Source organism: Campylobacter sp. CFSAN122748 (assembly GCF_045277125.1).
Lineage (GTDB): Bacteria > Campylobacterota > Campylobacteria > Campylobacterales > Campylobacteraceae > Campylobacter_D > Campylobacter_D jejuni.
The window spans coordinates 334,347-347,812 of record NZ_CP116953.1; the positions used below are offsets into that span (position 1 = coordinate 334,347).

Below are 13,466 nucleotides of genomic sequence, written 5' to 3' on the forward strand. Positions count from 1 at the left end.
TTAAAGAAAGTTAAATTAAAAGAAAAAGCTAGGAATCTCTAGCTTTTTAATTTTTTAAAATTATGCAAAAACTGGAGTGTCCCCACTTCTCATATCAGCGCCAATATTATCACGACTTGGTTGTCCTGATTCTACAGCACTCCAAACTATACATCCATCTGTTGGGCAAGCACTGGCACAAGCTGGTTGATCATTATGTCCTACGCATTCAACGCATTTGTTTGCATAAACATAATATCTATCTTCACCTTCTGGATTGTTAGCATCATCAACGATAGCACTCACTGGACACTCATCAATACAAGAACCACAAGCAATACATATATCTGTAATTTTTACAGCCATTTTTTCTCCTTTTTAATATTAAGATTTAAAAGATTTTAGCATAAAATTCTTAAATAATGTAAATTTTGATAATCAAAAATTTACATTATTTGATAATAATTATAACTTTCTTAAATTTTTAATATTATTTTAGATATTTAAAAAAAAATAAAGATTTAAACGATATAATTTCGTTATCAATAAAATTTATTATTTAGGAGAAAATATGATAGTTACTAAAAAAGCTTTAGATTTTACTGCTCCAGCAGTATTGGGAAACAATGAAATTGTTCAAGATTTTAATCTTTATAAAAACATAGGTCCAAAAGGAGCGGTAGTATTCTTTTATCCAAAAGATTTTACTTTTGTTTGTCCTTCAGAAATTATAGCTTTTGACAAAAGATATCAAGAATTTAAAAATCGTGGCATTGAAGTAATTGGAATTTCAGGAGATAATGAATTTTCACATTTTGCTTGGAAAAATACTCCAGTAAATCAAGGTGGTATTGGTCAGGTTAAATTTCCGCTTGTTGCTGACTTAACTAAGCAGATTGCTAGAAATTTTGATGTACTTTATGCAGAAGCAGTTGCCCTTCGTGGTTCGTTCTTGCTTGATGCTGATGGAACAGTTCGCCATGCTGTGGTTAATGATTTACCACTAGGTAGAAATATAGATGAAATGTTAAGAATGGTTGATACTATGCTTTTTACAAATGAGCATGGTGAAGTTTGTCCTGCAGGATGGAATAAGGGCGATGAAGGTATGAAAGCTAACCCTAAAGGCGTGGCTGAATATCTTGGCAAAAACGAAGCTAAACTTTAATTTCTTAGTATAAAGCCTCTTTACGAGGCTTTTTCTTCATTTTTATTCTTTAATTGAAATTCATAAATTTTCTACTATAATTTTACACACATATTAAAATTTTTATTTAGGCTAAAATATGGCAGGCGAAGATCAAGAAAAAACAGAAGAACCCACGTCCAAAAAGATAGAAGATGCGCGTAAAGAAGGTAATGTTCCAAAGTCTCAAGATGCGGCAGCTATTGTAACTTTGATAATTGGAGTAACTATAACTTTATTTATGATGAGTTTTATGGGCGAGAGAATTGTAAATTTATATAGATACTATCAAAGTTTTATTGGTGTTGAATTTGATTTGCGTATTATTCAAGCCATTATGATTAAAAGCATTTTTGAGGTTTTAATTATTCTTGCACCTATTGTTTTAAGTATTATGATTGCTGGGGTTTTGGGAAATATTATGCAATTTGGTTTTATTTTTACAACTAAACCTATTATGCCAAATTTAGGAAAAATCAATCCTCTAAAAGGTTTAAAAAACCTTTTTTCATTGAAAAAAATTGTTGAAAGTATAAAAATTATTTTAAAAGTGGGTATTGTTTTTACTATAGCTTTTATAGTTTTACTTAAATTTATGCAAGAGCTTCCAAGAGTTGAGCTTTATACTATGGTTGCACAGCTTACTTGGCTAAGAGACAGAGCTATTGTTTTAGCAGCTATTGTTATAGTTGCTTTTTTAATTATTGCTGTTTTAGATGTTTTTTTGGTGCGTTTTCAGTATTTTAAAGGTTTGCGTATGAGCAAACAAGAAATAAAAGATGAGTATAAACAAATGGAAGGAGATCCTCAGGTTAAAGGTAGAATTCGTAGACTTCAAATGGAAGCTGCGCGTCGTCGTATGGTTCAAGATGTTGCAGGTGCGGATGTGGTGATCACAAACCCAACGCATTATGCCGTAGCTATTCGTTATGATACAGGTAAAGAACAAGCCCCTAGGGTTGTTGCCAAAGGAGTGGATTTTCTCGCTCTTCGCATAAAACAAGTAGCCTATGAAAATAATGTTGTAGTTTATGAAAATCCTCCTTTAGCAAGAGAGCTTTATAAAGCTTGTGATGTTAATGATCTTATTCCTAGGGAAATGTTTAAAGCTGTAGCTGAGGTGCTAGGATTTGTTTATAATACAAATAATAAGAGTCGTTTAGCTGGTCAAGTAAAAAAAGGAAACTAAAACTTTTAAGGTGCTTTAGTTCCTATTTTGTTAATAAGCTCAAGAACCGATTTTTGAGTACTTGTATCTGCTGTATCGACTTTAAAATATATTTCTACTCTATTATTTTCTAGAGCTTGTGGATTTCCATTGATAGGATTATTAAGCCCGTAGCTTTTAATGCTAATATTTTTCAAATTTGCTCCACCTTCTATAAAATATTTTAATACATTTTCCGCTCTTTGGTAGGCGAGTTCATAACTTCTTATAATAGAGTCGCTATTGTCTGTATAGCCTCTAATTTCTATTTTTGCTCGAGGTGGCAAATATGTTGTTAGCTCAGCCATACGTTTTAAATAATCTTGTATATCAGCTGAAACGATTTGAGCACTACCTCTTTCAAATTCAACTTTAGATGGAAGGTTAAGAGCAACCTGATTATCGCTTTGATCTAGAGCTGCTTGAAGACGTTTGATAGTTTCTTGCTGTGTCATAGTCATTTGTTTTAACGATTTGAGTTCATCGCTTTCTTCTTTTGCTGCGCCTTTATATTTTTCTTGGGTTTTACTCTCTTCTTTGACTGTTTGAGTAGAGGTGTAATCAAAGATTTTAACAAATTCAGTTTTTAAAGCCTCTACTTTAGCAGGATTTGTTTTAGAAATTGCCCAAAGAGCAATAAAAAGTGCCAAAAGCAAACTTAGAAAGTCTGCATAAGGCACAGCCCATTTTTCACCTGCTGGACATTCTGGGCATTTATGTTTTTTAGCCATTTTTAACCTTTGTCAAATTGTGAAATTCTTGGATCATCGTGACTTAAGAAGTTAAAAAGTTTAGCTTCTAAATCTCTAGGATTAGCACCTTCTGCAATTCCTTTTATAGCTTCAGTAATAACAATTTGCTCTTTTACAAGATCCATTCCATTAGCTTTTAATTTTTTCCCCCAAGGAGCAAAAAGTGCATAAGCGCCAAAAATTCCCGTAACTGTAGCTGTGAAAGCACCTGAAATACCTGCTGCCATTGCTTGAGGATTGTCTAGTAATTTAAGGGCTAAAATAAGTCCAAAAACCGCTCCAACAAGCCCCATGGTAGGACAAGTCTCTCCAAATACTATCCAATATTCTGCACATTCTTTATAATGCTCTTCAAGTTGTTCAGTTTGTATTTCCATGCTTTCATGAATTTCTTCAAAGCTTTTACCATCTACAAGCATCATCATAGCATTTTTTAAAAATTCATTTTCAATCTCACTGGTTCTTGATTCTAACGCTAAAAGACCATCTCGTCTTGCAATAATAGCAAATTCTATTAACTGGGCTATCCTTTCGGGTAAATTTACTCCAGAACCTTTAAAAACAACTTTGAGTTCTTTGTAGGCTGCTTTTACAATTTTTTTATGCGTAGAAGTCATTGCGCAAAATGCAGCTGTTGGCATAACTATGAGAAAGGAAGAAAGATGCACAACATGCAAAGGATTGCCTCCCTCTAGTATATCTCCTACCGAAATACTAGTAACTGCAAGCACCATTCCTAATATGGTTGAAAGATCCATTAATTATCTCCTTGATTATTTTAAATCGCCCCAATTTTTGGCGATACTTGAACTTGTTTTTAATTTTACTTTTAATTTTACTATATTTTCCATAATATCTCTAGTTTTTTTTACAAAATTTTCACACAAATCGTCTTTTACTTCAAAAATTAATTCATCGTGAATTTGCAAAATAAGCTTTTTGTCTTCATTTAATTCTTTATTGATTTCTAGCATTGCAAGTTTGATTACATCAGCCGCTGAGCCTTGTAAGATTGAATTAATGCTTTCTCTTTCATACATGGCAATTTGCATAGGTTTTGCGTTTTCAAAATCAAAATAACGCTTGCGACCGCTTAAAGTAGTGATAAAGCCATTTTGTTTAGCTTCATTTTTAACTGTTTCAAAATATTTTTTAATACTAGTAAAATTTTCAAAATATTTTTCTATGTAAGATTTGGCTAAATGAGCTTCTATTTTTAAATTTTGACTTAAAGTTTTATAGCCCATGCCATAAATAAGTCCAAAATTTATACTTTTTGCAACACTTCTGGTTTCATAATTGCTTTCTCCAAAAATCATTATAGCTGTTCTTGCATGTATATCTTCATCGTTGGCAAAAGCATTTAAAAGTTTTTCATCTTCGCTAAAATGTGCAAGCATTCTCAGTTCGATTTGAGAATAATCAAGAGAGATAAAACTAAATCCATCTTTAGCTACAAAGCAAGATTTATAATCTTTTGCGTATTGTCCGTGTGCAGGAATATTTTGCAAATTTGGATCCTTAGATGAAAGGCGTCCTGTAGCGGTTCCAGTTTGTAAAAAACTTGAATAAATGCGTGAATTTTTATCTTTTAATGCTAGTTTTAACAAAGGTTCGCAATAAGTGGAATAAAGCTTGGCAAGTTCCCTATAATCTAAAATTTTGGTAATCGCAGGATGTTTATCTAAAAGTGCATTTAAAACTTTTTCATCGGTAGAATATCCTGTTTTACCTTTTTTTCCACTTGGGAGTTTGAGTTTTTCAAAAAGTATATCACCTACTTGTTTAGGTGAATTTAGGTTGAATCTATCCTCACAAAGAGTATAAATTTCTTCACTTAAATTTTTGATTTCATTTTCAAATTTTTTCATAAGGATTTCAAGTGCATTTGTATCAAGCTTTATGCCATTTTCTTCCATCATCATAATGATTTTAATGAAATCAAATTCACAGTTTTTAGCAAGTTCTAATAAAGGAGTTTCAAGATTTTTTAAAAAATAAAGATAAAATCTTAAAGTGATATAAGCATCTTCTGCAGCGTATTTACAAGCTTTTTCAAGTTCTACACTTGCAAAATTTTCTCCTTTTTTAACAAGGCTTTCAAAATGCAAGGTTTCGTAATTAAAAAGTCTTAAGGCTAAATCATCCATATTTACTCTTAAAGAAGGATTTTTAAGCCATGCCAAAATCATTGTATCTGCGTATTTTTGAGGTAAATTTAAGTCAAAATTGTTTTGAATGATTTTAAAATCATATTTGAGATTGTGCCCTATAACAAAATGATTAAAGATTACTTCTATAGCTTTTTTGGCACTTTGCAATGAGATTTGCTCACCTACTCCAAGATAATTATGAGTTAAAGGCACGTAAAAGGCTTCATTTTCATTCATGCAAAAACTAAAACCAACAATTTTTGCTTCTTTAGTATCAAGTCCTGTGGTTTCGGTATCAAAAGCAATAATACTTTCTTTATCAAGGGTATTTAAAATTTCAAAAAGTTTGTTTTCATCTTGTACTAAAGTGGCTTTAAAACCTAAATTTTTATCTTTATTATCAGGATTTTGACGCAGTTTTTTAAGCAAAGTATTAAGTTCGTAATGTTCTAAAATTTCAAGTATTTTTAAAAGAGGTTCTTCATCAGGATAAGTGGCTTTTTCTATGAGATTTTGTACTTCTAAATTGTCATACAAAGAAGCTAATTTTTTGCTTAAAAATGCATTTTCCTTACCCTCTAAAAGCAAGTTACGACTTCTTTCGTTACGTACTAGGGTTAAATTTTCATAAATTCCCTCTATGCTACCAAACTCATCAAGCAAGGTTTTAGCTCCTTTTGCACCTATACCTTTAACGCCTGGAATATTATCAGAACTATCCCCACAAAGAGCTAAAAAATCTCTGATTTGATTAGGTTTTACTCCGTATTTTTCTAAACACGCTGCTTCATCATAGTCGTTTTTAGAAATAGGACTGTAAATGCTTGTTTTACCATCTTTTATGAGTTGATAAAGATCTTTATCTTGAGTGATAATACGTACAAAAATATCTCTATTTTCACAAGTTTTTACAAAAGAAGCAATGATATCATCAGCTTCATAACCTTCTTGAGAAACGCTTATGAAACCCATTTTTTCTATCATCTTTATGCAAATTGGAATTTGTTCTAGAAGTTCAGGTGGCGGTGGAGTGCGATTTTGTTTATAGTTTGGATCAATTTCGCTACGAAAAGTTTTTCCTTTGGAATCTAATGCAAAAACAATATAATCACTTTTATATTCATTTTTTAAGCTATAAATAAAATTTGCAAAACCGCTAATCATTCCACTAGCTTGTCCTTGTGAATTTTTAAAACCTTTTAATGCGTAGTAAAGTCTGAAAAAAAATCCAAAAGTATCAATAATAGTTAAAGTTTTCATAATAATTTCTTCTTTTGATAAAATATATTTTTTGGTTATATTATTTCAAAATTTTGCTTAAAATGTCTCGAAATTTAAAGATATTTAAGCGAAAATACTTCAATTTTTAGTCATAATATCGAGTAGAGTAAAAATTTTATATGAATAATGTAAGGAAAATGTAATGACAAATCAGCAAATTGATGGAATTGCAGATAAGAATTTTAACACACCTGAAGGTAGAAAAGTTTTTAAAAAGGCAGTTTTTTCTTGCTGGTTGGGAACTGCTATGGAATATGCAGATTTTGCACTTTATGGTTTAGCAGCTGCAACAATTTTTTCAGAAGTATTTTTTCCTGAGCAAACTCCAGTAATTGCACTTTTGCTTAGTTTTGTAACTTATGGCATAGGTTTTATTGCAAGACCTATTGGGGCTTTGTTTTTTGGTCATTTAGGTGATAAACACGGAAGAAAAAATGTTATGATGGCTACAATAGCTTTAATGGGAATTTCAACTACTCTGATAGGTTTTATCCCAAGTTATACAGTGATTGGTGTTTGGGCGCCTATTTGTTTAGTTGCATTACGTTTTATGCAGGGTTTTGGCGCAGGAGCTGAACTTTCAGGTGGAACAGTTATGCTAGGAGAATATGCTCCTAGCAAGAGAAGAGGGCTTGTTTCTTCTGTGATTGCTTTAGGATCAAATAGTGGAACTTTGCTTGCGTCTTTTGTATGGCTTTTGATGGTACAAATGGATGAAGCAAGTTTTAAAGAATGGGGCTGGAGAGTTCCTTTTATGGGAAGTATTTTAATCGCTCTTTTTGCTGTATATATTCGTTTTCATGTCAAAGAAACCCCTGTTTTTGAAAAGCAAAAAAATGAAATGATGAAATTGCGTCTTAATAACGAAAAGCATATGAAAAAAGATGAAAGAAGTTTTTGGCAAAGAAGTCGTGCTTTTTGGACTATGGTGGGCTTAAGAATAGGCGAAAATGGACCTTCTTATCTTGCGCAAGGTTTTATTGTAGGTTATGTGACTAAAATTTTACTTTTAGACAAATCAGTAGCTACTACAGCAGTGATGATAGCTTCATTGGTAGGGTTTTTAGTTATTCCTTTGGCAGGTTATTTAAGTGATAAATTTGGAAGATGTATTACTTATAGAATGTTTTGTTTGCTTTTAATGATTTATGCTTTTCCTGCTTTTATGCTTTTAGATAGTAAAAATGAAATTATTGTGATTTTAACTATTATTGTAGGTATGTCTTTAGCATCTTTAGGGATTTTTGGTGTGCAAGCGGCTTGGGGTGTGGAGCTTTTTGGGGTAAAAAACCGTTATACAAAAATGGCTTTTGCTAAGGAGCTAGGTTCTATTCTTTCAGGAGGAACAGCGCCTATGGTGGCTTCTGCTTTGCTTGCATATTATGGCACTTGGTGGCCTATCGCGACATATTTTGTATTAACTGCAGGTATAGGTTTTGTGACTACATTTTTTGCGCCAGAAACTAGAGGTAGAGATTTAAATAAAATAGAAGATGCGATATGAGACTTATCTTAGACACGGACATAGGCAATGCTATTGCAGGAGCAAATACTGATGATGGTTTAGCACTTGCTTTGATTTTGTCATCTAAAGAAATCAAACTTGAAATGCTAAGCACAGTTTGCGGTAATGTTCCAAGCCTTGTTGCCTATAGTGTGGCTAAGGATTTATTTAAACGTTTAAATTTAAATATCCCAGTTTATTTGGGAGTGAATGAAGCCCTAAAAGAACCAAGTAAAGCTTGGCGTCAAAGACTTGATGAAAGTGTTAAAAATTTTAAACTTGAATATCTTTGGGAAAATATAAAAAGTCCTGAAATTTTAGAAAATATAAATCCTGATGCGATTTTTAAAATGGGTGAGTTGGTGAGTAAAAATCCTAAAGAAATTTCTATTTGTGCGATAGGACCTTTGACAAATATCGCTATGACTATGAAAATTTTTAAAGATTTTGATATAAATCTTAAAGAGCTTTTTATTATGGGCGGCAGTTTTGATATGCCTTATTACACTAAAGATACAAATTTTGGTTTTGATCCTGAGGCGGCTAGTATAGTGCTAAATTCAAGAGCTAAAATTACACTCATACCTTATAATGCAACCATGCAGACTTTATTAACACACGAGGATTTAAAAGAGTTGCAAGGTAAGAATATTTTATGTGATTTTATCGTTGAAACTTTAGGTGTTTGGATTGATTATGCCTCTAAAACACGTGGTACAAAGGGAACTTGGATACATGATGCTTTAACGATAGCTTACGCATTAGATTCTAGTATTGCAGATTTTGATGAGTGTTATGCTGATGTTATTTGCGATAGTTCTTTGGCAAGAGGTATGAGTTGGCGTTGTTTTAAAGAACCAAAAATGAGTATGGGGGTGGATTTAAGCACTAAAAATTGTGTTAAAATTCTAAAAAATGTAGACAATGCAAAGCTTTTAAAACTTATAAAAGAGAGGTTTTTAAAAGGAGTTTGCTATGAAAATTATGAAAGCATAACGACTTAATTTTCCAAGTAAGATAAAAAATATAGTTTTTAAAAAAGAATATTTCGCAAAACCAAGTCCCAAGGCAAAAAGATCTCCTACTAAAGGTAAAAAAGTAAAAAAAGCAAATATACTTCCAAATTTAGCAAAATTAGCATTGAAATTTTCTAATTTTTTTAAGGATTTGCTAAAGTATTTTTCTAAAATTTTTTCTTTTCCAAAATACGCTAAAGCATAAGTACTTAAACTTCCTAAGGTATTACCCAAAGTGGCTACGATAAGTACCAAATTCGGATTAAAATCAAGTTTTATAAAGCCTAAAACAAAGGCTTCACTTGCTAAGGGTAATAGTGTGCTTGAAAGAAAACACACCATGAAAAGCCCCAAATAGCTAATATCATTATATAAAAAATCAAACATAAAATTATGATTTTTGTGTATTTTTAAGCTCTAAGTCTAGATAATATCCTGTGTAAGAACGGGTTTTTTTGTGTTCTTTAGCGACTTTTTCCACGCTTCCTGTGCTTATAACTTTTCCACCTTTAATTCCGCCTTCAGGCCCCATATCGATGATATAATCAGCATTTTTAATCACATCTAAATTATGTTCTATCACAAAAACAGAATTTTTAAGATCAACTAAATGTTGTAAAACTAAGATGAGTTTATTGACATCTTCAAAATGCAGTCCTGTTGTAGGTTCATCAAGTATATAAAGCGTTTTTCCTGTATCGCTACGGCTTAGTTCTTTAGCAAGTTTGATTCTTTGTGCTTCACCTCCACTTAAGGTGGTGGCATTTTGTCCTAGAGTTAGATAATCTAAACCCACTTTTACTAGAGTATCTAATTTTTGTTTGATTTTAGGAACGGCTGTAAAAAATTCACTCGCTTCTAAAACACTCATATTTAAAATTTCACTGATATTTTTGCCTTTATATTTGATTTCTAGCGTGGCATCATTGTAGCGTTTGCCCTCGCAAGTATCACAAACTACCATAACATCAGGTAAAAAATGCATTTCTATTTTGATTTCTCCATCTCCGCTACATTTCTCACATCTTCCACCCTTGACATTAAAAGAAAAGCGTCCAGCTTTATAACCACGCATTTTGGCTTCTTTAGTGGCGGCAAAAAGATTTCTGATTTCATCCATAGCACCTGTATAGGTGGCAGGATTTGAACGTGGTGTGCGCCCAATTGGGCTTTGATCAAGATAAATGACTTTATCAAGTTTTTCAAGTCCTTCTATTTGTACTCCGCCAAGTTTTTTAACTTTTTTCGCACGGTTTAATTCCTCTTGTGCAAAAGGAAGTAGGGTTTGAAGTATCAAAGAGCTTTTTCCAGAACCTGAAACTCCTGTTATAGCGACTAAATTTTGCAAAGGAAATTTTACGCTTAAATCTTGGATATTGTTAATATTTACATTTTTAAGCTCAAGCCATTCTTTCTGTGTTCTGTTTTGAAGTTGTGAAATTTGTTTTTTACCATTCATATAAAGTGCAGTTTCGCTTTTGCTTTTTAAAAGTTCTTTATAAGTTCCACTAAATACAACCTCACCCCCAAATTTTCCTGCTTTTGGACCAATATCTACAATAAAATCTGCTTCTTCTATGGTCATTTTATCATGCTCTACGACAATTAGGGTATTGCCCTTTTGTTGTAAATTTCTTAAAGTTTTAATCAGTTTTGCAGTATCTCTTTCATGAAGTCCTATGCTAGGCTCATCTAAGACATACATCACTCCGCTTAAACCACTGCCAATTTGTGAAGCTATGCGGATTCTTTGTGCTTCACCCCCACTAATCGTTCTTGCATCGCGCCCTAAAGAAAGATAACCTAGCCCCACATCATACAAGAAAAACAATCTTTCGTTGATTTCTTTTAGGATAGGTTTAGAAATAAGTTTTTGTTGCTCGCTTAAATAAGAAAAATTTTTCTCATCTGCAAAAAAGGCCGTACTATCTTCTATGCTCATATCTAAAATTTCACCCAAGCTTTTTTTGGCTACTTTCACGGCTAAACTTTCGGGTTTTAAACGATGCCCACCGCAGTCTTTACAAATTTTTTCACTCATATATTCAGCTAAATCTTTTTCATCTTTTAGCATTTCATAAGCCATTTTAACCACGCCTTCAAAAGTGCGTTTTAGGCGATTTCTTTTCCAAAGAAATTCTATAGTTTTGGCATTACCATACAATACAAGACGTTTTTGTACTTCGTTTAATTGCATAAAAGGTATTTTGATAGGAATTTCATTTTGTTCGCAAAAGGCGATTAGGAATTTATAATAATAACTTTTATTAAAACCATACATGATTTTAACAGCACCGTTTTCGAGACTTAAATTTTCATCGATGATTTTTTTCATATCTAAAGTATAACGAATTCCAAGTCCATCGCAAGCTTCACATGCTCCTTTTGGAGAATTAAAAGAAAAGCTTAAAGGTTCAAGTGGAACAAAGGAAATTTTACAATCAAAACAAGCTGAATGCTCGCTAAAATGATAGTGTTTATTAAGGTTTATTTCCTCATGATTTAAAACTTCTATTTCTATTTCTCCAAAGCTTTCCTGTAAACCTTTTTCTATATCGCTTGCAAGACGAGAAAGTAAATCTTCTTGAATTTCAAGTCTATCTATGACAAGTTTAATGGTGTGTTTTTTGGTTTTGGCTAGTTCAATTTCTTCATCAAGTCTTACCAAAACTCCATCAATTTGAGCTCTTACATAGCCTTTGTTGCGTAAATTTTCAAGCAAATCTGCATAAGTTCCTTTTTTTTCTCGTATGAGTGGGGCGTAGATGATGATTTTTGCACCTTTTGGAAATTTTAAAATTTCACTGACTATATCACTTACACTCATAGATGAAATTTTTTGTCCACATCGATGACAATGTTGAATGCCAACTCTTGCGTATAAAAGTCTTAGATAATCATAAATTTCAGTGATGGTTCCTACAGTAGAGCGTGGATTTTTAGAAGTAGTTTTTTGATCTATGGCAATGGCTGGAGTTAAACCTTCGATTTTATCGACATCAGGTTTGCCTACCTTATCTAAAAATTGTCTGGCGTAAGCACTTAAACTTTCTATATAACGGCGTTGTCCTTCAGCATAAAGAGTTCCAAAAGCAAGGGTTGATTTTCCACTTCCGCTCAGTCCTGTAAAAACAATGAGTTTGTTTTTGGGAATTTCAAGGTGGATATTTTTTAGGTTATTTTCTCTTGCGCCAATGATTTTTATGGTATCGTTCATAGTCTTTCCTAAACATTAAATAAATTTAAGATTTTAGCATAATAATATTAAAAGAACTTGGATAAATCCAAGTTAAAAATTTATAAAATTTAGCTTATTAAGCAAAGAGTGGGTGGTTCCAAGTATTGATAAGGCATATACGCAAAGTAAAATTTTTCTATGAGCTGAAATATGCATTTTTTCTATGATTTTAATTCCTATAAAAACTCCAACCATAGAAGCTATACCTACTAGTATTCCTTTATGAATAACTTCAGAGTCTATAACTCCAGAATTTGAAAAAGATATAATACCAGAGACTGAAGCAAAAATAACAAAAAACAAGGATAAGGAAACAACTTTTTTACTATCATAGCCTAAAAAATAAGCTAAAATCGGAGCAATTAAAAGTCCGCCACCAATTCCCAAAGAAATAGCAAAAATACCAGTAAAAGCTCCAGCAATAAATAAAATGACATTCTTTACCCAAACGCTTCTTTGATTTTGCACAATGTTTTCTTTAATTCCAAAAGCATATTTGATAAAAAATATACAACTTACCGCCAAAAATACGCTAGTAAGAGCTACATCACTTAAAGCTTTTAAAAGCATTCCGCTAAAGCTTGCCCCTATGAGCCCTCCAAAACCTATCATAATACCATCTTTAAGATTTAGATTTTTTTTCTTATAATTAATATAAGAGCCAAAAATTGCTGCAAAAATCATTTGCAATACTGAAATTCCAATAGCATGGTGAGCACTTGCTCCAAGTGCGAACATAGAAGGAACGATAATCATACCTCCACCAATGCCAAAAAGTCCAGAAGCAATACCTGAAATGATTCCTATGATTAGATAAGGTAAATCTGTGATTTCCATAGCTTTTCCTAAAAAATATTAAATATTTCAAATACGGAATAATTTTATCTTATTAAGCTAAGTATTATCTTAGTTTTTTATAACAATAGAATATTTTTTGGTAACTTTAAGCATCGTAAAAATGTTTCAAAATATTATAAAATATAAAGATTTTATAATATTTATTTTAAATTTAAAGCAAAATTTATATTTATTGATTAAAATTAATTTAGACTTTAAAAATTTTCATAAAAGTCTTAATTTTTGAAATATTTTATAAGAAAGGTAAAAGATGAGTGAAAATGGTTTTTTTAGTAATTCTTTGATTTTAAAA

General features: G+C 31.8%; 12 protein-coding genes. 5 read left to right on the plus strand and 7 right to left on the minus strand.

The features are described from left to right. Positions 1-60: 60 nt before the first annotated feature. A complete protein-coding gene (locus tag OT390_RS01805) occupies positions 61-345 on the minus strand; it encodes a DUF362 domain-containing protein (RefSeq protein ID WP_002854354.1) in 285 nt (94 codons plus the stop codon). A 205-nt stretch (positions 346-550) separates the two neighbouring features. Here OT390_RS01805 and OT390_RS01810 point away from each other — a divergent pair, with 205 nt between their 5' ends. Together OT390_RS01810 and flhB are read left to right on the plus strand one after the other, a co-directional pair. Beyond that, a complete protein-coding gene (locus OT390_RS01810) occupies positions 551-1,147 on the plus strand; it encodes a peroxiredoxin (RefSeq protein WP_002854219.1) in 597 nt (198 codons plus the stop codon). A 118-nt stretch (positions 1,148-1,265) separates the two neighbouring features. Then, positions 1,266-2,354 carry a flagellar biosynthesis protein FlhB gene (flhB, locus tag OT390_RS01815; RefSeq protein ID WP_002858726.1) on the plus strand — a complete coding sequence of 363 codons (1,089 nt, stop codon included), beginning with the start codon at positions 1,266-1,268 and terminating at the stop codon, positions 2,352-2,354. Between the two features lie 5 nt (positions 2,355-2,359). Here the strand turns inward: flhB and motB are convergent, their stop codons facing one another. Genes motB through polA form a run of 3 tightly spaced genes read right to left on the minus strand, consistent with a single transcriptional unit; the run spans position 2,360 to position 6,537 of the window. Beyond that, positions 2,360-3,103: a flagellar motor protein MotB gene (gene motB, locus OT390_RS01820; RefSeq protein ID WP_032586587.1), complete on the minus strand. Its 744-nt coding sequence runs from the start codon at positions 3,101-3,103 to the stop codon at positions 2,360-2,362. A 2-nt stretch (positions 3,104-3,105) separates the two neighbouring features. Then, the gene (motA, locus tag OT390_RS01825) at positions 3,106-3,882 is read right to left on the minus strand and encodes a flagellar motor stator protein MotA (protein WP_002858693.1); all 777 of its coding nucleotides are present in this window, start codon (positions 3,880-3,882) and stop codon (positions 3,106-3,108) included. Positions 3,883-3,897: 15 nt separating this feature from the next. Continuing rightward, entirely contained in the window at positions 3,898-6,537 is a 2,640-nt protein-coding gene (gene polA / locus OT390_RS01830; RefSeq protein ID WP_052796126.1) for a DNA polymerase I, read from the minus strand. A 163-nt stretch (positions 6,538-6,700) separates the two neighbouring features. Here polA and OT390_RS01835 point away from each other — a divergent pair, with 163 nt between their 5' ends. Continuing rightward, the gene (locus OT390_RS01835) at positions 6,701-8,062 is read left to right on the plus strand and encodes an MFS transporter (protein ID WP_052800328.1); all 1,362 of its coding nucleotides are present in this window, start codon (positions 6,701-6,703) and stop codon (positions 8,060-8,062) included. Beyond that, the gene (locus tag OT390_RS01840) at positions 8,059-9,066 is read left to right on the plus strand and encodes a nucleoside hydrolase (RefSeq protein WP_052800327.1); all 1,008 of its coding nucleotides are present in this window, start codon (positions 8,059-8,061) and stop codon (positions 9,064-9,066) included. The genes OT390_RS01835 and OT390_RS01840 overlap by 4 nt, the downstream gene beginning before the upstream one ends. Here the strand turns inward: OT390_RS01840 and OT390_RS01845 are convergent. From OT390_RS01845 to OT390_RS01855, 3 genes are all read right to left on the minus strand, one after another. Beyond that, positions 9,022-9,465 (minus strand): YqaA family protein, encoded by a 444-nt coding sequence (locus OT390_RS01845; protein ID WP_002859441.1) that lies wholly within the window; start codon positions 9,463-9,465, stop codon positions 9,022-9,024. The genes OT390_RS01840 and OT390_RS01845 overlap by 45 nt on opposite strands. Before the next feature lie 4 nt (positions 9,466-9,469). After that, positions 9,470-12,295, minus strand: a complete 2,826-nt coding sequence (uvrA, locus tag OT390_RS01850) for an excinuclease ABC subunit UvrA (RefSeq protein WP_394535958.1) — start codon at positions 12,293-12,295, stop codon at positions 9,470-9,472. Between the two features lie 72 nt (positions 12,296-12,367). Next, positions 12,368-13,153: a sulfite exporter TauE/SafE family protein gene (locus OT390_RS01855; protein ID WP_052800326.1), complete on the minus strand. Its 786-nt coding sequence runs from the start codon at positions 13,151-13,153 to the stop codon at positions 12,368-12,370. Positions 13,154-13,274: 121 nt separating this feature from the next. Here OT390_RS01855 and OT390_RS01860 point away from each other — a divergent pair, with 121 nt between their 5' ends. Then, entirely contained in the window at positions 13,275-13,400 is a 126-nt protein-coding gene (locus tag OT390_RS01860) for a hypothetical protein (RefSeq protein WP_002854718.1), read from the plus strand. Positions 13,401-13,466: the final 66 nt, after the last annotated feature.

What these genes read in the sequence shown, in the direction of transcription:
- uvrA (WP_394535958.1), bottom strand. Translation starts at nt 12,295, where the DNA reads ATGAACGATACCATAAAAATCATTGGCGCAAGAGAAAATAACCTAAAA.
- flhB (WP_002858726.1), top strand. Translation starts at nt 1,266, where the DNA reads ATGGCAGGCGAAGATCAAGAAAAAACAGAAGAACCCACGTCCAAAAAG.
- OT390_RS01805 (WP_002854354.1), bottom strand. Translation starts at nt 345, where the DNA reads ATGGCTGTAAAAATTACAGATATATGTATTGCTTGTGGTTCTTGTATT.
- motA (WP_002858693.1), bottom strand. Translation starts at nt 3,882, where the DNA reads ATGGATCTTTCAACCATATTAGGAATGGTGCTTGCAGTTACTAGTATT.
- OT390_RS01845 (WP_002859441.1), bottom strand. Translation starts at nt 9,465, where the DNA reads ATGTTTGATTTTTTATATAATGATATTAGCTATTTGGGGCTTTTCATG.
- OT390_RS01835 (WP_052800328.1), top strand. Translation starts at nt 6,701, where the DNA reads ATGACAAATCAGCAAATTGATGGAATTGCAGATAAGAATTTTAACACA.
- motB (WP_032586587.1), bottom strand. Translation starts at nt 3,103, where the DNA reads ATGGCTAAAAAACATAAATGCCCAGAATGTCCAGCAGGTGAAAAATGG.
- OT390_RS01855 (WP_052800326.1), bottom strand. Translation starts at nt 13,153, where the DNA reads ATGGAAATCACAGATTTACCTTATCTAATCATAGGAATCATTTCAGGT.
- OT390_RS01810 (WP_002854219.1), top strand. Translation starts at nt 551, where the DNA reads ATGATAGTTACTAAAAAAGCTTTAGATTTTACTGCTCCAGCAGTATTG.
- OT390_RS01840 (WP_052800327.1), top strand. Translation starts at nt 8,059, where the DNA reads ATGAGACTTATCTTAGACACGGACATAGGCAATGCTATTGCAGGAGCA.
- OT390_RS01860 (WP_002854718.1), top strand. Translation starts at nt 13,275, where the DNA reads ATGTTTCAAAATATTATAAAATATAAAGATTTTATAATATTTATTTTA.
- polA (WP_052796126.1), bottom strand. Translation starts at nt 6,537, where the DNA reads ATGAAAACTTTAACTATTATTGATACTTTTGGATTTTTTTTCAGACTT.